The 21,362-nt window shown below is 43.7% G+C and carries 18 protein-coding genes; 9 read left to right on the top strand and 9 right to left on the bottom strand.

What is annotated here, in order from left to right:
- Positions 1-6: 6 nt before the first annotated feature.
- From ACTCNA_RS04405 to ACTCNA_RS04385, 5 genes are all read right to left on the bottom strand, one after another.
- Entirely contained in the window at positions 7-1,095 is a 1,089-nt protein-coding gene (locus ACTCNA_RS04405) for a hypothetical protein (RefSeq protein WP_462946686.1), read from the bottom strand.
- Between the two features lie 4 nt (positions 1,096-1,099).
- Positions 1,100-1,981: a DUF58 domain-containing protein gene (locus ACTCNA_RS04400; RefSeq protein WP_462946685.1), complete on the bottom strand. Its 882-nt coding sequence runs from the start codon at positions 1,979-1,981 to the stop codon at positions 1,100-1,102.
- Positions 1,981-2,976 carry an AAA family ATPase gene (locus tag ACTCNA_RS04395; protein ID WP_462946684.1) on the bottom strand — a complete coding sequence of 332 codons (996 nt, stop codon included), beginning with the start codon at positions 2,974-2,976 and terminating at the stop codon, positions 1,981-1,983. Before ACTCNA_RS04395 ends, ACTCNA_RS04400 begins: the two co-directional genes overlap by 1 nt.
- Before the next feature lie 632 nt (positions 2,977-3,608).
- Positions 3,609-4,049, bottom strand: coding sequence for an Hsp20/alpha crystallin family protein (locus tag ACTCNA_RS04390; RefSeq protein ID WP_462946683.1), 441 nt, complete (start codon positions 4,047-4,049; stop codon positions 3,609-3,611).
- Between the two features lie 337 nt (positions 4,050-4,386).
- Positions 4,387-4,668: a hypothetical protein gene (locus ACTCNA_RS04385; RefSeq protein WP_462946682.1), complete on the bottom strand. Its 282-nt coding sequence runs from the start codon at positions 4,666-4,668 to the stop codon at positions 4,387-4,389.
- A 397-nt stretch (positions 4,669-5,065) separates the two neighbouring features.
- Here ACTCNA_RS04385 and lacZ point away from each other — a divergent pair, with 397 nt between their 5' ends.
- On the top strand, positions 5,066-8,314 hold the full coding sequence (gene lacZ, locus ACTCNA_RS04380; RefSeq protein ID WP_462946681.1) for a beta-galactosidase, LacZ type: 3,249 nt from the start codon (positions 5,066-5,068) through the stop codon (positions 8,312-8,314).
- A 301-nt stretch (positions 8,315-8,615) separates the two neighbouring features.
- Positions 8,616-9,371: a tRNA pseudouridine(38-40) synthase TruA gene (gene truA, locus ACTCNA_RS04375; RefSeq protein WP_462946680.1), complete on the top strand. Its 756-nt coding sequence runs from the start codon at positions 8,616-8,618 to the stop codon at positions 9,369-9,371.
- Positions 9,372-9,672: 301 nt separating this feature from the next.
- On the opposite strand, the gene floA is transcribed toward truA, so the two are convergent.
- From floA to ACTCNA_RS04355, 4 genes are read right to left on the bottom strand one after another with little or no spacing between them, the layout of a single operon-like run.
- The gene (gene floA / locus ACTCNA_RS04370; RefSeq protein ID WP_462946679.1) at positions 9,673-10,653 is read right to left on the bottom strand and encodes a flotillin-like protein FloA; all 981 of its coding nucleotides are present in this window, start codon (positions 10,651-10,653) and stop codon (positions 9,673-9,675) included.
- Positions 10,654-10,657: 4 nt separating this feature from the next.
- Positions 10,658-11,128, bottom strand: coding sequence for an NfeD family protein (locus ACTCNA_RS04365; protein WP_462946678.1), 471 nt, complete (start codon positions 11,126-11,128; stop codon positions 10,658-10,660).
- Positions 11,125-11,412 carry an ATP-dependent Clp protease adaptor ClpS gene (locus tag ACTCNA_RS04360; protein WP_462946677.1) on the bottom strand — a complete coding sequence of 96 codons (288 nt, stop codon included), beginning with the start codon at positions 11,410-11,412 and terminating at the stop codon, positions 11,125-11,127. The genes ACTCNA_RS04365 and ACTCNA_RS04360 overlap by 4 nt, the downstream gene beginning before the upstream one ends.
- A complete protein-coding gene (locus ACTCNA_RS04355; protein ID WP_462946676.1) occupies positions 11,393-12,907 on the bottom strand; it encodes a tetratricopeptide repeat protein in 1,515 nt (504 codons plus the stop codon). The genes ACTCNA_RS04360 and ACTCNA_RS04355 overlap by 20 nt, the downstream gene beginning before the upstream one ends.
- A 158-nt stretch (positions 12,908-13,065) precedes the next feature.
- On the opposite strand from ACTCNA_RS04355, the gene bcp reads away from it, so the two are divergent.
- From bcp to rpe, 7 genes are all read left to right on the top strand, one after another.
- Complete coding sequence (gene bcp, locus ACTCNA_RS04350; RefSeq protein ID WP_462946675.1) at positions 13,066-13,530, top strand: thioredoxin-dependent thiol peroxidase; 465 nt, start codon at positions 13,066-13,068, stop codon at positions 13,528-13,530.
- 12 nt (positions 13,531-13,542) lie between these two features.
- Positions 13,543-14,574 (top strand): recombinase RecA, encoded by a 1,032-nt coding sequence (gene recA / locus ACTCNA_RS04345; RefSeq protein WP_462946674.1) that lies wholly within the window; start codon positions 13,543-13,545, stop codon positions 14,572-14,574.
- Positions 14,575-14,655: 81 nt separating this feature from the next.
- On the top strand, positions 14,656-17,079 hold the full coding sequence (gene thrA / locus ACTCNA_RS04340; RefSeq protein ID WP_462946673.1) for a bifunctional aspartate kinase/homoserine dehydrogenase I: 2,424 nt from the start codon (positions 14,656-14,658) through the stop codon (positions 17,077-17,079).
- Positions 17,080-17,090: 11 nt separating this feature from the next.
- Complete coding sequence (locus ACTCNA_RS04335; RefSeq protein ID WP_462946672.1) at positions 17,091-18,299, top strand: cofactor-independent phosphoglycerate mutase; 1,209 nt, start codon at positions 17,091-17,093, stop codon at positions 18,297-18,299.
- Positions 18,296-19,609 carry a threonine synthase gene (gene thrC / locus ACTCNA_RS04330; protein ID WP_462946671.1) on the top strand — a complete coding sequence of 438 codons (1,314 nt, stop codon included), beginning with the start codon at positions 18,296-18,298 and terminating at the stop codon, positions 19,607-19,609. Before ACTCNA_RS04335 ends, thrC begins: the two co-directional genes overlap by 4 nt.
- 152 nt (positions 19,610-19,761) lie before the next feature.
- Positions 19,762-20,628 (top strand): sigma-70 family RNA polymerase sigma factor, encoded by an 867-nt coding sequence (locus ACTCNA_RS04325; RefSeq protein ID WP_462946670.1) that lies wholly within the window; start codon positions 19,762-19,764, stop codon positions 20,626-20,628.
- 12 nt (positions 20,629-20,640) lie between these two features.
- Positions 20,641-21,291 carry a ribulose-phosphate 3-epimerase gene (rpe, locus tag ACTCNA_RS04320; RefSeq protein WP_462946669.1) on the top strand — a complete coding sequence of 217 codons (651 nt, stop codon included), beginning with the start codon at positions 20,641-20,643 and terminating at the stop codon, positions 21,289-21,291.
- The last annotated feature ends 71 nt before the right edge of the window (positions 21,292-21,362 follow it).

Raw genomic sequence — 21,362 nt, 5'->3', positions numbered from 1 at the left:
CCTTTGTTATTTTATTTCTACTTCTTCAACGTTTTCTTCGTCATCATCCGCCTTGTCCTCAGGCTTCTTTTTTTCTTCTTTTTTGGTGTCGTTCACAAAAAAGTAAGCGTTTACCAGTGCCATATTATCATCGTCGGGCAATGGCTGGTATTTGGCAAATTTCACCAGGTCGGCCAGTTTTAAAATCTGGCAGAGGTTTTCAAAAGTTTTGTCTTTCAGCAAACCGGGCCTTGCCCTGAAACTTTCAATTGTTTCGTCAGACGTTTGTTCCATGGCCTGTATTTCAAAACGGTCTTCAATATATTCCCTGAGGGTTTCGGTGATGTCACTATAAAATTTTTTGGTTTTTCCTTTCTGCCAGAGTTTTTCACTTTTAATACGGTCGAGTTCGCGCAAGGCAATAACATGCGCGGGTTCTTTGGGTTTTTTAGGCAGCGTGAAAATGGGCTTGTTTTGTTTTTTCCGTTTGATTGAATAGAGAATAAAAAACAGGATAGCACCAATTAAAATTATTCCCAGGATATAGGGTGTAACCTCTTTCAGGGTTAGCGGGGCATCGTAGGGCATTTTTATGTCGGTGGGGCCGCGGGTGGTATCAATGGGAATGCTGTGCACACGCAGTGTCACCCCGTTGCTGGGCACTGAATCGATACGTCCGTCCAGGTCCAGTTTAAACCAGTAGGGCGGTATGCGGTAAGTTCCGCTGTCGAAACTGGTAATCAGGTACGATTGTATTTGTTTCTGAAACGACTCATCGTCATGTTCAAAAGTGTCGATGCCCGAGCGGCTGAGCACTTCAATTTTATCGAGAATTGTATCGGGGATCTGCGGGAATTCAATATCAACATTTTTGGGGTGATCGATTTCAAGGAAAAGCTTCACCTGGTCGCCCAGCAAAATGTTAGTCGAATCGAGGCTTGCTTCGGCTTTTATGCGTTGCGCGTTTACATTCTGGGTAAATATAATAAGAGAGAAAACGACTAATGCACTCACTGCTTTCATTTTCAGCCTTCGACTCCGCTCAGGCTGACCGTCACAGTGAGCGGAGTCGAACTGTGAAGTATTACTGCCTTTTATTTTTGTTTCGAATTTCATTCATCTACTGTTTTAATGCCCTCTTTTTGAACAGGTTCATCAACGATTTCACGTAATCCTGGTTCGTGTTAATTGCCGTGTAGTCCACACCGCATTTTTTGAACATGGAATCGAACCGGGCTGCATGTTTAATCCACCAGTCGGAATAAATTTTACGTGTTTTGCGCGAACTGCTGTCAACCCACACATACTCCCCGGTTTCGGCATCTTTGAGTTTCAGCATTCCAATGGGCGGAAGTTCTTTTTCGCGTTCATCGTAAATTTTAAGCGCCACTACATCGTGCTTGTTGTTGGCAATGGAAAGCGCCATTTCCAAATTTTTGTTATCGTCCATAAAGTCGGAAATAACAAATACAGTACACCTTTTCTTAATGGCGTTTGTCAGGTAGCGGATGGCTCCCGTTATGTCGGTGCCGCTGTGTTGCGGATGAAAATCAATCAGTTCGCGAATGATGCGCAAAATATGGCTTTTCCCTTTTTTTGGCGGGATAAATTTTTCAATGGTATCGGAAAAAAAGATGACCCCGATTTTGTCGTTGTTCTGAATGGCCGAGAAGGAAAGGATGGCTGAAATTTCGGTGATAACGTTTTTTTTCAGTTTTTCGAAAGAACCGAATTCGCGGGAGCCGCTTACATCGATAAGCAACATCACGGTAAGCTCCCTTTCTTCCTCGAAAATTTTTACATAGGGGTGGTTGTAGCGAGCCGTTACGTTCCAGTCGATGCTGCGGATATCGTCACCTATTTGGTATTCACGCACTTCGGAAAAGGCCATTCCGCGTCCTTTAAAAGCACTGTGGTATTCGCCCGCGAAAATATTCCGCGAGAGCCCACGTGTTTTAATCTCTATCTGCCTTACTTTTTTTAATAACTCAGTAGCTTCCATTAAGGTACTTCAACCGTATTTAAAATGTCAGTTATAATCTCTTCCGAAGTAATATTGTTTGCCTCGGCTTCGTAGCTCAACCCAATACGGTGGCGCATTACATCGGGACAAACCGCGCGTACATCTTCAGGTATAACATAACCTCTTCTTTTAATAAATGCAAATGCTTTGGCGGCCTGTGCCAGGCTGATTCCCGCCCTGGGCGAGGATCCGTAGGAAATCATTTCCTTGTATTTTGAAAGGTTGTATTCATCGGGTACGCGTGTGGCAAATACGATGTCCACGATGTATTTCTGGATTTTTTCGTCCATGTAAACATCTTTCACCACATCGCGGGCTTTGAGAATATCTTCCGGTTTCAGAATCTGCGAAGTTTCAGGATACTGTTTCAGGAGGTTCTGGTTAATAATTTGTTGCTCCTCAGCTTTATTGGGGTAGTTAATTACTACTTTCAGCATAAAACGATCCACCTGCGCTTCGGGCAGCGGATAAGTACCTTCCTGCTCGATGGGGTTTTGGGTGGCCATTACCAGGAACGGTTCTTCGAGTTTAAACGTGGCATCGCCAATGGTGATTTGGCGTTCCTGCATGGCCTCGAGCAGCGCCGACTGCACTTTTGCCGGGGCGCGGTTTATCTCGTCAGCCAAAATAAAATTGGCGAAAATAGGCCCTTTTTTAATGGAAAACTCCTCTTTTTTCTGGCTGTAGATCATGGTTCCCAAAAGGTCGGCCGGAAGCAGGTCGGGTGTGAACTGGATGCGCGAAAATTTAGCGCTGATGGTGTTGGCCAGCGATTTAATGGCCAGCGTTTTTGCCAACCCGGGCACACCTTCGAGCAGGATGTGGCCGTTGGACAACAACCCCACCAACAGGCTTTCTACCAAATGTTTCTGACCAATAATTACTTTGTTCATTTCCATGGAAACCATGTCAACAAACGAACTCTCTTTCTGAATCCGTTCGTTTAGCTCTTTTATATCCACTGTCTCGTTCATATCTCTATGTAATTCTTTATTATTTTAGTATTTCATTTACTGACATGAAATATTGATACTCATATTTAAATATCTAAACGTCTAACTTTTGAGAGCACGAATTTAACCTATTGTGTTAGAATTCGGCCAACTATTTTGTTAAAAAGTTTTAAGCCCCGCCAAGTCTTCATATACGATTCAATTTTTTCTGATTTTGCACTGACGCTTCCTCTTGTGCCTTCTTCTTTTACAAAGCCTCCATAAGGAAGAGATATATTAGTTGACGTTGTCAGGTGCGTTGCACGCTGACAAGACGGTGTTTCCCAAACCTGACAGCGTCTGAATGGCCTGTCAGCGTTTACATTATTCATCTTCAAACTTCGAGCTTCCCTTTTCCTGCTTCCCGCTTTCCGCTTATCCAGCCATGCGCTAAGCGGATCAAACCGTTAAGCTCCTTCCGCTTTTCTCTCTGCTCTCTGCCCTCTGCTTCCTTCACCGGTCATCGGTCATTAGGAAGATTCCCAAACTTGCAAGCTGTTCACTTCCTGCTTCCCGCTTCCTAAATCCCATAAAAAAGCAGGGAGCAAAACTCCCTGCCTTCAAACTTTTCCTCTTATTCCCCTTCCGCCAGTTGGCGGAGGCCAGGGGAGATCTTACGAAATCTTAATTTCGCGTGCCGGCTTCGGTTTTACTTCCTCTCTTTTGGGAAGCTTAATGTTCAGAATACCGTTTTCGTAGCTGGCAGTAATTTTATCACTGTCCACATCGTTTCCGGGCACTGTAAATGAGCGCTGGAACGATTGATAGCTGAATTCTTTCCGGGTATAACTGTCTTCTTTTTCTTCTTTTTCATTTTTCTTTTCAGAAGAAATAGTTAATACATTGTTCTGAAAATTAACATTGAAATCTTTTTTGCTCATCCCCGGAGCTGCCACTTCGATAAAGTAATCATCGTCGGTTTCTTTTACATTAACAGCCGGCAACGATGTGTTGGTACTTGAAAAGTTTGAAGTACCCCAGTCCATTAAATCGTTGTTAAAAAAACGATCGATAAATGATGGAAAATAACCTTCATTTCTTCTTGCGAGTGTCATGGCTTTACCCTCCTTTACTTTTAATGGTTCTACATTTTTTTAATTTTCTTTTCTGATAACAGAAATATCAAATGGCATACCACGTAGATTTTACTGGTTTTTGAATGTCAATATTTCGACACAACTGTCTCATTGTCAGTTATTAGTGTTTGGGGTGTGGATAACTGAGATTAAAACCTGTCAAATTTTCAGTGCGGTGCATGGCAAAGTTGATTGAAGAATAAGTTCATTTGACAAGAGGAAAAAGATTTCCGCGCAAAGGTCGCAAAAATACGTCTGTGCAAAGTGCGCTAAGGATACAAATATTGAAGATTATAGATTGCGTTATTCTTTTCCATCAAAAGGGCTGTTCAATTCTAAATAAAATGTATGTTTGCCTTTCTTCGCAAATGACAGATTCAATATATCTGCTCCATTGTTTTTCTTCTATATTTTCATTCCCGGCTATTTCAAACGTTTTTTTCTGGCAGTGCAAGGCATCCAAAGTATATATAACTCCTTCTAATCCCAATTGTGGGATCAAGGCTTGTGCCACTGGTATTTCGTTTGTTTTTACATCTATCGTTTCATGGGCAAGGATAAGTTCCGACCGGGTATCAAAAAAGCTTAAAACCTGCATTGCTTTTTTATCTTGAAAATGATCATAGCTCTGTTTTTTAGTGAATTACAAAGTTATAAACATTCCTTGTTTTTTGAGCATTCTAAATAAGATTAGAATTGAACAGCCCTGTGAGAGGAATATCTAATCCAGGCAACAGAAATTAACAAGCAGTAAATATCTGACAGCAGCCGGCACTTTTTCAAAATAAATATGAATTTCATTTTTGTTAACGATGCTTTAAATGCCGTGCGTCCTATTTTTTTATACCTTAGCGTGCCAGTTTAGGTAAAGAGGATTAAACTAATTGCTCATTTAACAATCATAGTTAATTGAACAAATGAGAATAGGCCTTTTCCATTCTCGACAATAAACATAATCTATTTTTTAAACCAATACCTGATAAATTAAAAATATTATGTTCAAAAAAACATTACTTATCGGAATCTCCCTGATAACTGCTTTTAGTTTTAGCGCGTTTGCACAGCAACACGATTGGGAAAATGAGCAGGTTATTGGGATAAACAAAGAAAGTGCCCACAACCAATATGTTCCGTACCAGGGCATAAAGGAAGCTGTGAGCGATGTTCCGTACAATTCCCCTTACTTTGAGGATTTAAACGGAACATGGAAATTTAACTGGGTTAAAGCCCCGGATCTGAGGCCGGTTGATTTTTATAAACCGGATTTTGATGTATCGTACTGGGACGATATTAAAGTTCCCTCGGAGTGGCAACTGCAAGGTTACGGAAAACCCATTTACACCAATGTGCGGTTTCCGTTTGCAAAAGACCCGCCCAAAGTTACTTCTCCGGCACCGGAATATTTTACAGCACATGATGCGCCTGACCCGGTAGGTTCGTATCGCCGTGATTTTGAAATCCCAGCCGATTGGAATGGTCGCGAAGTTATTCTTCACTTTTCCGGTGTAAAAAGTGCATTTTATGTGTGGGTAAATGGTCAGAAAGTTGGATATAGCCAGGGAAGTATGACTCCCGCTGAATTTGACATTACCAAATACCTGGCACCCGGCAAAAATATACTGGCGGTTGAAGTGTATCGCTGGAGCGACGGAAGCTACCTGGAAGACCAGGATATGTGGCGGTTCAGCGGTATTTACCGCGACGTTTATTTATATTCGGTCCCGAAAACTCATTTATGGGATTTTGGCTTGAAGACTGACTTAAATGATGACTTCACAGAAGCCACGCTGAAGATTAACATGAAGTTCCGTAATTTTGGTGTTTCCGATGTTAGTTCGTGCGATGTGTACCTTTCAGAATTTGGAAAAGTTCCTGGCCCCGATCAAAAAATAGTAACGGTTCCGGTAAAAAAAGTTTCTACCAAAAACGGACTGGAAATCAACGAATCGGTACCTGTATCTCACCCAAAACTGTGGTCAGCCGAAATTCCAAACCTTTATCAAACCGTATTTGTGCTGAAAAACAATGCAGGCGATGTTTTGGAAGTACTTTCCTCGCATGTTGGTTTCAGGAAAATTGAAATCCGGGATCAGCAATTGTGGGTAAATGGGAAAGCTGTTTTGCTGAAAGGTGTAAACCGCCACGAACACGATCCGTTTGGTGGCCGACATGTGAGCCTCGATATGATGGTTCGCGATATTCAATTGTTCAAACAGTTCAATATAAATACCGTACGTACCTGCCACTACCCCGACCATACCGACTTTTACAAACTTTGCGATATTTATGGAATTTACGTGGTTAGCGAAGCGAACATCGAATCGCACGGAATGGGTTACGGCCCTGAATCGCTGGCGAAAAACGAAAAGTGGCAGAAAGCACATATCGACCGCGTGGTGAGCATGGTGGATTTACTAAAGAACCACCCGTCTATAATTATCTGGTCATTGGGAAATGAAGCTGGTGGCGGAATTAACTTTACAGCCTGCCGCGACAAAGTTAAGGAAATGGATACTACACGCCCTGTTCATTACCAGGGTTACAACGAAGTGGCCGACATTGAATCGACCATGTACCCAAGTGTAGAATGGCTGGACAATACCGGAGCGAAAGACGATCCAAGGCCATTTTTTATGTGTGAATATGCCCATGCCATGGGAAATGCAGTTGGCAACTTACAGGAATACTGGGATGTTATTGCCAGCCATAAACGCTTGATCGGTGGCTGTATCTGGGATTGGGTAGACCAGGGACTGGCCAAACCCGTACCCGGAAAAGAAGGTGAATATTTTTATGCCTATGGTGGCGACTATGGCGATTTCCCAAATGACGGTAATTTTTGCATCAACGGGCTCACTACTCCCGACAGACAGATTACACCCAAAATGGAGGAAGTGAAAAAGGTATACCAGTATGTTGGTTTCGAACCCATCGACTTGTTAAATGGCCAGGTACAAATTCAAAACAAATACCAGTTTATTAATTTAAATGCGTTTAATCTATCGTACGAACTGGCTTGCGATGGAAAAGTGATTCAAGCCGGACAGATGCCTTCACTCGATTTGGCTCCGGGAGAAACAAAAAATATTACAGTGCCCATTGAAAACCCGGAGCTGAAACCCGGCAGTGAATATTTTATGAAAGTGATTTTCAGCCTGAAAACAGATACCAGGTGGGGCAATGCCGGACATGTTGTAGCATGGGAACAATTTGAAGTTCCGTACAATGTTCCTGCTTACACGGCTACACCCGATTATGTTCCGCCTGTTGCAGTACAGGATACCAACAGTGAAGTAATTATTACCGGTAAAAACTTTAGGGTTACCTTCAACAAAATAGTGGGAACCATTACCGATTTGCAGTATTTCAAAACCGATGTAATGAGCACTGAAAAACCACGTGGTATGATGTTTATGCCACGCATGCGCAGAGCCAGAGGAGGTGATGCCAACTATCAGCCGCCGGCCCCGAAAAACGTGGCCGGGCCAATGCTGAATATTTTCAGGGCACCGGTGGATAACGACCGTGGCCCGGGCAGATTCTGGAAACAGCTGAAGCTGTGGGACCTTACTACCGAGGTGCAGAATCTCGAAGTAAACACCATTAGCGATACCGAGGTTGAAATTAAAGCTGATGTGAAATCGACGGCTCCCGAAGGTTATTCGGTGGTTACCAATACTCTATTCACAGTTCATGGCAATGGTATTATCGACATAGCAACCACTTTTACACCCGACGAAGCTGAATGGTCGCTGGCACGGTTAGGTTTTATGTTCCGGTTACCGGAAGGATTTGAAAACGTGGAATATTTTGGCGCCGGCCCATTTGAAAACTATGTAGATCGTAAACATGCTGCCGCCATTGGCCGCTACCAAACTACGGCCGACGATATGTTTGTTCCTTATATTCGCCCGCAGGATTGTGGCAACCGCAGCGACGTACGTTGGGTTACTGTTACCAACCACACTGGTACAGGCATTCTTGTTTCAGCAAAAAATCACATGGATTTCAGTGCGATGCACTACACACCACTCGATTTGGATGTAGCCAATCATCCGTATGAACTGAACAAAGAGAAACAAACCATCCTTACCATCGACGTTGCACACAACGGTCTGGGCGGTGGAAGTTGCGGCCCGCCACCCATGGACCGTTATGTATTAAAAGCTGAAAAAACACAATTTAGTTACAGCATCAGGCCATATACAACAGCTTTAGGTGATAAAGCTGAACTGGCAAAATAACTGCGAAAGCAGGTTTAACATTCATCAGAAATTCAAAGCCGGGGAGTGAAATAAAACCACTTTCCGGCTTTGTTTTTTGAATTCAAACTAAATCCCAAATGTTATTTTCAGGTGCCATAAATAATTTATGAGCACATAGACAATTTGTAACACGAACGTTTTCCCTCCTTTCTAAGGAGGGAGAAGCCCGTCATTTGGCGGGCGAGGTGGTCCTGTGTCAAATAGTTTTACAGCCAGCATCCGTCTCACCGATGTAATTTGCCGAGAAAATGGTTAATTTGCAGTTTGAAGCGAAAAAACAATGAGTCAACGCTATTTTTTACAACTGAGTTACAAAGGAACCCACTACCACGGCTGGCAAATTCAGTCCAATGCCGTTTCGGTGCAGGAGGTTATGGAAAAAGCATTGTCAACCATTCTGCGCGAAGAAATTGCAGTAGTGGGTGCCGGCCGTACCGATACCGGTGTGCATGCATCGTATTTTGTGCTGCATTTCGACAGTAAAAATAGGGCGATTGCAGAAGAAGACTTAGCTTTCAAACTGAACCGCTTTCTGCCGCCTGACATCGCGGTTTTCAGCATTAAAAAAGTACCCGGCGATTTCCATGCCCGGTTCAGCGCCATTTCGCGCACCTACCACTATTATATTTCCAAACAGAAGAATCCGTTTCAAACCGAAACCAGCTACCAGTACACGGTTCCGCTTGATGTGCCAAAAATGAACGAAGCCGCCAAATTACTATTTGAATACACTGATTTTACCAGCTTCAGCCGGCTGCATACCGATGTGAAAACCAACTACTGCAAAATATACAGGGCAGAGTGGGGCAGGGAAGCAGATCTACTGGTTTTTAGCATCCGGGCCGACCGTTTTTTACGCAACATGGTGCGTGCTGTTGTAGGAACATTGCTGGAAGTTGGCCGCGGAAAACTTTCGGTGGAAGATTTCAGGGAAATTATTGAAAAAAAAGACAGGGGGGCAGCAGGAGCTTCGGCACCTGCCCGGGGACTGTTTTTATCACACATCGAGTATCCCAAAGAGATGGGAATACAGTAGCACACTTGATATTTTGGCTATTAACTCAGGTGGTAGGGGGCGTTAAATAAAATCCAAAGTTGGAAACTCCGGCTCCTGATGATGTGTCAAAAAAAAAGGACGGGTCAACACCCATCCTTTTCATCTAACTAAACCAATAAAACTAATCAAACCTAAACCTATGAACTAAAACTATGCTGCAAATATAAGCCCGATTTTGATTGAATGGGTTAACTGAATGTTAAAAATATGTTATTCAATATTAAATCATACAAAAAGCCTTTCTGAAAATGAAAGGCTTTTTGTTGTAAGTTATTGAATGTTATTCTTTTTTATCATTTTGCTCGTCGTCTGCAATTGACCCGCGCATAGCCGTATCGGCTTTTATGTTATTGTATTTCATGTAATCCATTATGCCCAGGTTTCCGTTTTTGAATGCTTCGGAAATAGCCAGCGGCACTTTCACTTCGGCCTCGATAACTTTGGAACGGGCTTCCTGTGCTTTTGCTTTCATTTCCTGCTCGAGGGCTATAGCCATGGCACGGCGTTCTTCTGCTTTGGCCTGTGCAATGTTCTTGTCGGCTTCGGCCTGGTCAATTTGCAATCCGGCACCAATGTTTTTACCAATGTCGATGTCTGCAATATCGATGGAGAGAATTTCGAAAGCTGTACCGGCATCGAGCCCTTTCTCCAAAACCACCCTTGAGATGAAATCCGGATTTTCGAGCACGGCTTTGTGTGAGTGCGAGGAACCAATGGAAGAAACAATTCCTTCGCCCACGCGGGCCAGAACCGTGTCTTCGCCGGCACCCCCAACCAGTTGTTTAATGCTTGCGCGAACAGTAACACGTGCCTTGGCAATCAGCTGAATTCCGTCTTTTGAAACGGCAGTAACCGGGGGTGTGTTAATTACTTTCGGGTTAACCGACATTTGAACGGCCTCGAACACATCGCGGCCGGCAAGGTCGATGGCAGTGGCCACTTTAAAAGTTAAGTCGATATTGGCTTTGGATGCCGACACCAGCGCGTGCACCACATTGGCCACGTGCCCGCCGGCCAGGTAGTGCGCCTCCAAATCGTTTCGGTTGAGATGAAGGCCTGCTTTTGTTCCTTCGATTAGTGCCCGGACGATAACTCCCGGCGGAACTTTCCTGAACCGCATCAGAAAGAGTTGCAAAAGTGAAATTTTTACGCCTGAAACCAGGGCTGAAAACCACAACCCGATGGGAATGAAATAGAGGATGATGAAAAGTAAAACAATTACTCCAATCACCACTCCCCATGTACCTATTGATTCAATCATTTTGTTATTTTTTTACAGGTTCTACAATTATTTTATTAGTGAGCATTTTCAATACTTTTATTTCGGTGTTGTGGTCAACATAAGCTCCGGTTGACTGAGCTTCAACTATTTCGCCGTTTACTTTCACTTTTCCTGAAGGAGCAAGCCGTCCAATGGTTTTTCCGGTATCGCCAACTTTAATTTTGGAGTTGTCAACCGATTCCACTTTGCCGTCAACAAAAGTTTCAAGCATCATTTTTTTGCCCGATTTCGATTTAAAGAAATAGTAAATCAGCAATGGGGAGGCAATTAAAACAAACGTGAGGGTAAGAAAACCAATCCCGGTGCCATATTCTGAGAAAGCTATATAAACGCTGATGCCCAGCAGAATGAATCCGCCAATCCCGGCAATGGTAACTCCGGGTATCACGGCAAACTCGATGAGTAAGAGCAACAAACCCAGTAAAATGAGCAAAATAATAGCAAATGCGGTCATGTTTTTGTATTTATAGATGTGCTTAACTCTCTTTCAGTCAGCGCATCTTTCATTTTTTTTAACGTGTCAAATTCACCTTTACGAATGTCGCAATTGCCATTGTGGTGGGTAATTACCGTACATTGTACTGCTTGTTCGTAATCGTGGTCGCAAATGTCAATCAGTGCATCAATAACGTAATCGAAACTGTGCACTTCATCGTTGTGCAAAACCAGCAGGTATTCATTGGTTTCCTTTTTTGGGAGGTTCCTGGCCGGATTCTTTTTAGTCTCTCTCGTTGTCATCTTCTGCTTCTATTTTTTTTGCTTGTTCCAAAGTTATTCTTTTTCCGTTAAAATACGGTACAACAAAGGCATCTTCTATTCCTTCCTGCCTCACCTGGTTTTGCATTTTTATGGCATCATTAAGATTTGAGAGATTTCCTGTGGTGTAAACTACCATTCCGTTTTCATCGGTATAGTTGTCAATCTTGCGTATTAGCGACAATTTATTGAACTTCCGTTCAACATAAGAGGGCAGTCCGCGGCTGTAGGCTCCTATTTGTATTTTGTAAACCAGCTCGTTTTCGTTTTCCTGCTGCTGGTTTTGCAATGCTGGTTCCGAATTATTGAGCAAATTGCTCGCTGCTATTAAAAGCGGAGTGCCGGTGTTTTCTTCCTGGTTTTGAACTGTTGCCTGCTTGCGGGCTCTTTTCATTTTATCCAGTTCTATAATGAAATTATTTACTGCAGTTTCCCCGGCATGTTGCCAGTAACTATTTTCGTGTTGCCTGCTTTTCGAAAACAGTTGCATAATATTTTCCCTGATTTGGTACGATTCATTTTCGATAGTAAGAATTTCATCGCCAATTTCTGCTTTTCTTTCAGCATCTTGTGTCGTTCTGTATTCTTTCCGCAATGCATCGGCTTTTTCCATTTGCCGTTCCAGGTCTTCTTGCAGGGCCTTCCCTTCCAGAAAAAGTTCTTTTCCCTTTTCAGTTTTGAAGTGGGCGGTGTTGAGGTAGGTAATTTTGTTATTTATCTGAAATTCAACCGGCTCACCCGACGGGGGGGTGTAGGTTGCTTTTACGCCGGGCAGATCGGGCAAATTTTTCCGGGGTGTTGAAATCAATTCGGTTTGAAGCGGTTGGGGAACCGGAGCTGAAGCTTTCAGGCTGCCTTCTTTGACAGTATTTTCTGCAATACTTTCTTTTTCCTGTTTTGGTGATGGAGGAGTGGTTTCCTGTATTGTACTTTCGGGTTCTTTGGTTTGCTCCTGTTTGGCGGTTGGTTCAGGCTGTTCCTGTTGATCCGTAATTGCTGCCGGTGCGGGTGTTTCTTGTTCAGCAAAAGGATTCACTTTATCGTAACATTGCTGAATTTTTTGGGTGAGTTGAACTTCTTCCCTGTCCTCTTCGTTTACACTAATCCTGTACTGGTTATAGTATTTTAGTGCCTGCTCCCAATTGCTCCTCGCGTGATACTGAACTCCCAGATAATAGTTAATGCGGAGAGGAGTGGCATCTTTTATTACTCCCAGCAGAGTGTTCAAATCGTTTTCTGAATAATGGCCATTTTCTGTTCGGCTGGCAGCATAATAATAATTTAACATGGTGTTACCCGGTTCATCTTCCAGCAGTTGCCTGAAAGCAATTTCAGCGGCTTCGTATTCTCCTTCATCGAAAAGTTGCATGGCCCTGATGGCCGAAACATCCTGGTTGCCTGCAAAAAGGTTACCATTCCCGGCAAACAATAAAACAAACAGGAGTGTTAGTAGTACTAATTTATTATTGTTCAGCATTGTTCTGTTTCTGATAATTTACAAATGGTAAAATTACAAAAATTGTGCAAAGCATTAACTTTTTAAGGGCAAAGGAATCTTTCGGAATCAAATAAGATGTTGCCTGATATTTATCATTAAATAACGTATATTTGTAGAACTTGAAAAACAAACAAAACATGACAACACTAAAATTAGGCGATAAAGCACCCGATTTTGAGGGGGTGAACCAGGATGGCAAAAAGGTTGGGTTACAGGATTTTTTCGGGAAAAAGCTGATACTTTACTTTTACCCGAAAGACAACACCCCTGGCTGTACAGCCGAATCGTGCAACCTGAACGATAATTACAATGCCTGGCTTGAAAAAGGATTTGAAGTATTGGGCGTGAGCCCCGACAGTGTGGAATCGCACCGGAAATTTAAAGAAAAATTCAATCTGGAATTCGATTTGATAGCCGATACAGAAAAAGAGATACTGCAGGCTTACGGTGCATGGGGCGAAAAAAATATGTACGGGAAAAAATACATGGGTGTTCTACGCACCACTTTTATTATCGACGAAAACGGGGTGATAGAAGACGTTTTCAAAAAAGTGAAAACCAAAGATCATACGAATCAAATTTTAAAAACCTTAAATATATAACCTGGTCTGAACATGACGAAAGAAGAAAAAGCAACAATGAACAAAGAAAAGCTGAAAGCGCTTCAGCTTACCATGGACAAAATTGAAAAGAGTTACGGAAAAGGTTCCATCATGCGCATGGGCGACCGGGCCGTTGAAAATCTTCCGGCTATCCAGTCGGGCTCGCTGGCACTCGACATTGCGCTTGGCGTAGGTGGTTACCCCAAAGGGCGGGTAGTTGAAATTTATGGCCCCGAATCGTCGGGTAAAACCACGCTGGCCATTCATGCCATTGCCGAGGCGCAAAAAGCCGGCGGCATTGCCGCAATTGTAGATGCCGAGCATGCTTTCGATCCGTACTATGCCAAAAAACTTGGCGTGGATACCGAGGAACTGCTGATTTCACAACCCGACAACGGCGAACAGGCCCTTGAAATTGTGGATAACCTGGTGCGTTCGGGTGCAATCGATATTATTGTTATCGACTCCGTGGCAGCGCTTACGCCAAAAGCAGAGCTCGAAGGCGAAATGGGCGATTCCAGGATGGGGTTACAGGCCCGACTTATGTCGCAGGCTTTGCGGAAACTTACAGCCAACATCAGCAAGACAAAAACCTGCTGTGTTTTTATCAATCAATTGCGCGAAAAAATCGGGGTAATGTTTGGAAACCCCGAAACCACCACGGGGGGGAATGCCCTGAAATTTTACTCATCGGTACGTTTGGATATCCGGCGGATTGGCCAGATTAAAGACGGCGACGAAGTGATGGGGATCAACGTTCGCGTGAAAGTGGTAAAAAACAAAGTGGCCCCGCCTTTCCGGAAAGCCGAATTCGACATTTTGTATGGCGAAGGAATTTCAAAATCGGGTGAAATAATCGATTTGGGCGTTCAGTACAATATCATTAAAAAAAGCGGTTCGTGGTTTAGTTATGGCGACACCAAACTCGGGCAGGGCCGCGAAACTGTGCGCAACCTGATAATCGATAATCCTGAACTGGCGCAGGAGCTTGAAACGAAAATTTTTGAAGCCATTACGGGAAAAACCACCACCACAACAGAATAAGAAACAAAAAACGGCAGATTATACTGGGTGAACCGCATCTGTCGATTCATCCAGTTTTTTTTTAATGAAAAAACAGTTCGCATGAAGGTTTTAAAATTTGGAGGCACATCGGTTGGCTCAGCCAAAAACATTCAAAAAGTTAAAAAAATTGTAGAAAGCCAGAATGACAATGTAATTGTTGTGGTTTCGGCTTTGGGAGGTGTAACCGACTTAATTCTTGAGGCAGCACAGGTTGCTGCCACCGGTACAGACAATTTTGGTAAATATCTGGAAGAAATAAAACAGCGGCATGCCAACACGGTTTCCGAACTTTTTAACGGCTCGGGTCCCATAACTTATATTGCCGGCGAACTGTTGGATGAGCTCGAGCAAATTCTTACCGGGATTACCCTGGTGGGGGAGCTCACGCCCAAAACCCTCGACCGCATTGCCGGAATAGGCGAGCGTATTTCGTCGCATATTGTTGCGCAGTATATTCCCGGGGCTATCAGGGAAGATGCATCCGAATTTATTAAAACCAACAGCAATTTTGGAAAAGCTGCGGTTGATTTTGATGAAACCGACCAGTTGATAAAAGCGAAATTTAAAGATTTTACCGGCGTTGCCGTTGTTCCGGGCTTCATTGCCAAAAACTCCCGCAATGAATTCACCACTTTAGGCCGCGGAGGATCCGATTATACCTCAGCCATTATTGCCGCAGCCCTCGAAGTAGAAGCTCTTGAAATTTGGACCGATGTGGATGGTTTTATGACTGCCGATCCGCGGGTTATCAGTAAAGCGTACACAATTCCTGAGCTCACTTATTCCGAAGCCATGGAATTGTCGCATTTCGGGGCAAAAGTGATTTACCCCCCAACTATTTTGCCGGTTTACCGGAAAGGAATTCCTGTTCATATTAAAAATACATTTAAGCCCAAAAACGAAGGCACGCTTATTTTAAGCAGTACCAGTGACCGGAAAGACCGGCCGATTAAAGGGATTTCTTCCATCTCCCGGATTGTGCTGCTAACGCTTCAGGGCATTGGAATGGTGGGCGTTACCGGTATTTCAATGCGTTTGTTTACGGCACTGGCCAAAATGAATGTGAATGTGATACTGATTTCTCAGGCTTCTTCCGAGAATTCAATTAGTGTGGCAATTGACGAATATGCTGTTAGTCTTGCTGAAAGTGCCATCAGGGCTGAGTTTGAAAAAGAAATTGCAAGTGGGCAGGTGAGTAAAATTGCCATTGAAAACGATTTGTCAATAGTGGCGATTGTAGGTGAAAACATGAAACACACTACCGGAATTGCCGGGAAACTGTTTTCTACCATCGGACGAAATGGGATAAATATTATTGCCATCGCACAGGGTGCCTCGGAGCTGAATATTTCGTGGGTGGTAAAAACCAGCGAGCTGCGAAAAACGCTGAACGTGGTGCATGAATCGTTCTTCCTTTCTGAAAATGTGGAGTTGAATGTATTCCTGATGGGCATTGGAACTGTTGGTGGAAATTTATTACAACAAATTCAGAAACAGCAGCAAAAGCTGCTCGATGAAAAGCACCTGAAAATAAAACTCACCGGTATTGCCAACACCAAAAAAATGGTTTTCAGGCGCGAAGGATTTGATATAGCTAATGTAAAAGAAACGCTGCAGGCCTCGGAAATGAAATCTTCGTTGCAGGGATTTGTGGAAGAGATGAAGGCAATGAATATTTATAACTCGGTTTTTGTGGATTGCACTGCATCGGACGAGGTTGCTTCGCTGTACAAAGACATTTTGCAGTCGAACATTGCCGTGGTAACGGCCAACAAAGTGGCTGCTTCTTCAGCTTACGAAAACTACACCGCGTTGAAAAACATTGCCAAACAAAAAGGGGTTAAATTTTTGTTTGAAACCAATGTTGGTGCAGGTTTGCCAATTATTAACACCCTTAACGATTTGGTTTATTCAGGCGACCGGATTCTGAAAATTGAAGCGGTGTTGTCAGGTACGCTCAACTTTATTTTCAATACTATTTCGGCAGAAACTCCATTGAGCAAAACCATACAAATGGCAAAAGAACAAGGGTTTTCAGAACCTGATCCGCGTGTGGATTTGAGCGGGGTGGATGTGGCCCGTAAAATTTTAATACTTGCCCGCGAAGCCGGGTATCCGCTCGAGATGGAAGACATTACCATCGACCGTTTTGTTCCTGCTTCCTTTTTTGACGGCTCGCTTGACGATTTCTGGAAAAACATCCCGGCCCTTGATGATGAATTTGAAACGAAACGTAAAAAACTGGAACAAGAAAATAAAAAGTGGCGTTTTGTTGCCCGCTACGAAAACGGGAAAGCACAAATCGGGCTGCAGGTAGTGGATAGCAAACATCCGTTTTACGATTTGGAAGGCAGCAATAACCTGGTGATGTACACCACCGAGCGTTACAACGAATTCCCGATGCTGATAAAAGGATACGGTGCCGGTGCTTCGGTTACGGCTGCCGGTGTGTTTGCCGATTTAATTAAAGTATCGAATATTTAAACTGAAAGATTATGAAGCACTTAATTATACTTGGCGATGGAATGGCCGATGAACCGCTGGAGGATTTTGGCGGGAAAACCCCCCTGCAAATGGCCCGGAAACCACATATTGACTGGCTGGCCAGAAACGGACAAACGGGTCGGTTGAGCACAGTTCCCGAAACGATGCATCCGGGTAGCGAAATTGCCAACATGGCCGTTCTGGGCTACGATGTGGAAAAAGTTTACGACGGCCGTGGCGTACTCGAGGCTGCAAGCATGGGCGTTGAACTGCAGCCCGGTGACCTGGCCATGCGCTGCAATTTGCTCACCATTGAAAACGGTATCTTGAAAAACCATTCAGGCGGGCACATTTCAACCGAAGAGGCGGCTGAACTTATTCATTTTCTGAATGAAAAACTTGCCGATAATCAGGTGAAATTTTACCCGGGAGTTTCCTACCGTCACCTGCTGGTGGTGAAAGGGGGCGACAAAAATATTAACTGCACTCCTCCTCATGATGTGCAGGGAGCCCCGTTTAAGGATGTTTTGATAAATGAAAAGACGAAAGAAGGGATTGAAACCGCACGCAAACTGAACGAATTAATTCTGAAATCACAGGAAATTCTGGCTAATCACCCGGTAAACGAAAAACGCCGGGAAAACGGAAAACCAGCAGCCAACAGCATCTGGCCGTGGTCGCCGGGCAACAAACCGAAAATGCCCACGCTGAAAGAGCTATTTGGAATTGAAAAATCGGCCGTAATTTCGGCAGTCGATTTAATCCAGGGAATTGGCGTGTATGCCGGCATGGAAGTGATTAAAGTGGAAGGTGCCACCGGTCTGTACGATACCAATTACGAAGGGAAAGCACAAGCTACTGTTGATGCGCTAAAAGAGAAAGATTTCGTTTACCTGCACATCGAGGCCAGCGACGAGGCCGGCCACGAAGGCGATGTGGAACTGAAAACAAAAACCATTGAGTACCTCGACCGGCGGGTGGTAAAATACATCCTGGAAGAAACCAAAAAAATGGATAAACCGGTGGCCATTGCCATTATGCCCGACCACCCCACACCCTGTGCGCTTAAAACCCATACCCGCGAACCGGTGCCGTTCCTGGTTTACAAACCCGGTATTGTGCCCGATGAGGTGGAAGTGTACGATGAATTCAGTGTGAAAAACGGAGCGTATGGTTTGCAAAAAGGGGATGAGTTTATTAAACGGTTTTTGGAAATATGAAATATTACAGCACCAACAAAAATACGCCGCTTGTAACCCTGAAAGGAGCAGTGGTAAAAGGACTGGCAGCCGACAACGGGTTGTTTATGCCCGGGCGGATTGAAAAATTCGAACCTTCATTTTTTGAAAATATTCAAAACCTCTCTTTTCAGGGAATTGCGTTCGAAGTAGCAAAGAAATTTTTTGGTGAAGATGTGGACGAAGCCAGCCTGAAAGAAATCGTTTACGATACCCTCGCTTTCGATTGCCCGGTGGTGAAAATCACAGAAAATATTTGGTCGCTGGAATTGTTTCACGGGCCAACACTGGCGTTTAAAGATGTGGGCGCCCGGTTTATGGCGCGACTGCTCAGTTATTTTCTGGGAGATAATCAAAAACAGGTGCACGTGCTGGTGGCTACCTCGGGCGATACGGGCAGCGCCGTGGCCAACGGATTTTTGGGCGTGGAAGGAATCCATGTGCATGTGCTCTATCCCAAAGGAAAAGTGAGTAAAATCCAGGAATCGCAGTTTACCACGCTTGGTCAAAATATTACCGCGCTTGAAGTGGATGGCACCTTCGACGACTGCCAGCGCCTGGTGAAAACGGCCTTTTTAGATGAGGAGTTGAATAAAAAGTTGATGCTTACTTCGGCCAATTCCATTAATGTAGCACGTTTCCTTCCGCAGGCTTTTTACTATTTCAATGCGTATGCACGGCTGAAAAAAAAGGGTGCACTTCAAAACAAAGACTTTGTATTTTCGGTACCCAGCGGCAATTTCGGCAATCTCACCGCGGGGTTGTTTGCCCGCGAAATGGGACTTCCTGTAGCGCAGTTTCTTGCGGCCAACAACGATAACGATGTGGTTTATGAATACCTTCAAACCGGTGAATACAACCCGCGCCCCTCGGTGGAAACCATTGCCAATGCCATGGATGTTGGGGCACCCAGTAATTTTGCCCGAATACTTGATTTATTCGAACATTCGCATGAAAAAATTTCTTCGGTAATGAAAGGTTTTCGATATTCCGATGAGCAAATCAGGGAAACGATAAAAAATGTATTCAGCCAAACCGGATATCTGTGCGATCCGCATGGTGCCTGTGGTTACCAGGCATTAGCTGATTTTTTAAAGCCCAATCAAACAGGTGTTTTCCTTGAAACTGCCCATCCCGCAAAGTTTACAGAAACCGTTGCGCAGGTGGTTGGTGCATCCAATGTGGAAATTCCGCAACGGCTTGCTGCATTTTTAAAGGAAGACAAGCAGGTTAAAGAACTTGGTAATGATTTTCAGAATTTAAAAAAATACCTTCTTGCCGGAAAATTTTAATTCAAAATTGCCTGAACATTCATAATATATGCATGTTTTCTTAACCAGAAAGGTTATTTTTCGTATAGGATTACTAAAATGTGTTTAATTTTTGGTGATTATCAAAACGATATATATTTTTAGCTTACTTTTTTTGAGATAAAGCCAGCTTTATGAGACAACTTAAAATTACCAAACAAGTTACCAATCGCAATACGTTGTCGCTGGACAAGTACTTGCACGAAATTGGAAAAGTGGAGTTGTTGTCGGCAGAAAAAGAAGTTGAACTTGCCAAACGAATCAAAAAAGGAGATAGCGAAGCCCTTGGAACACTGATTAAAGCCAACCTTCGATTTGTGGTTTCAGTTTCAAAACAATACCAAAACCAGGGACTGAGTTTACCCGATTTGATAAATGAAGGAAATCTGGGCCTGATAAAAGCTGCTGAGCGCTTTGACGAAACCCGGGGGTTTAAATTTATTTCCTACGCCGTTTGGTGGATTCGGCAATCTATTCTACAGGCACTGGCCGAACAGGCACGCATAGTTCGGCTTCCGCTAAACAAAATCGGTTCCATTAATAAAATCAACAAAGCTTTTAATAAGCTGGAACAGGAATTCCAACGCGAACCTACTTCCGACGAGGTGGCCACCCTGATGGAATCGAAACCGGAGCTGATTGAGGATGCCATGAATTTTTCGAATATTCATGTTTCAATGGATGCCCCGCTGCGTGACGAGGAAGCGAACGACATGTACGATGTGGTGCTGAACGACGATTCGCCCAGCCCCGATTCAGAATTGATGAATAGTTCGCTTCGTCAGGAAATTGAGCGCTCACTGGCCACCCTGGGCGACAGGGAAGCAGAGATTCTACGCTGCTATTATGGTTTGAAAGGTTACCAGCCGCATACCCTTGAAGAAATTGGCGATGTATTTGGGTTAACCCGTGAGCGCGTGCGGCAGATAAAAGAAAAAGCCATAAAAAAGTTAAGAAACCAATACCGGAACCGTTTGCTTAAAGCTTACCTCGGGCAATAATTAAATTTTTTCATGAAACATTTGATAGCTCCATCCATTCTTGCAGCTAATTTTAATAACCTTGAAAAGGACATTGAAGTAATTAACCACAGCGAAGCTGATTTTGTGCATTGCGATGTGATGGACGGCGTTTTTGTGCCTAATATTTCATTTGGAATCCCCGTGATAAAACAGTTGAAACAAGTGGCCCGCAAACCCCTGGATGTTCACCTGATGATTATCGATCCGGATAAGTTTATTGCCGATTTTGCTGATGCCGGGGCCGATTATTTAACCGTGCATCACGAAGTTTGCAACCATTTGAACCGCACCGTTAACCTGATAAAAGAAAACGGAATGAAGGCCAGTGTATGTTTGAACCCGCACACTCCGGTGGCCGTTCTGGAAGACATAATTGGTGAGCTGGATATGGTTTTACTGATGTCGGTTAACCCGGGGTTTGGCGGACAAAAATTTATTCCCAATACTTATAAAAAAGTCAGCCAGCTCAGAACCCTTATTGAACAATCAAATTCAGATTGCCTTATTGAAGTTGACGGAGGTGTGAACTACGAAACCGGAAAAAAACTGTTCGGTGCCGGTGCCAATGTTTTGGTGGCAGGCAGTTTCGTGTTTACGTCCGAAAATCCGGAAGAAACTATTAATAATCTGAAGGCACTTTAATCTTTTTTTGTAAAAGTTTTATTGCAAAAATCAGCGTTACCCGAGGTTGACGCTGACTGGTCGCGCAAGAT

It is taken from the genome of Tangfeifania sp. (assembly GCF_055108615.1).
The sequence above is the reverse complement of the archived record's forward strand: the minus strand, read 5'-3'. Positions and strand labels throughout refer to the sequence as shown.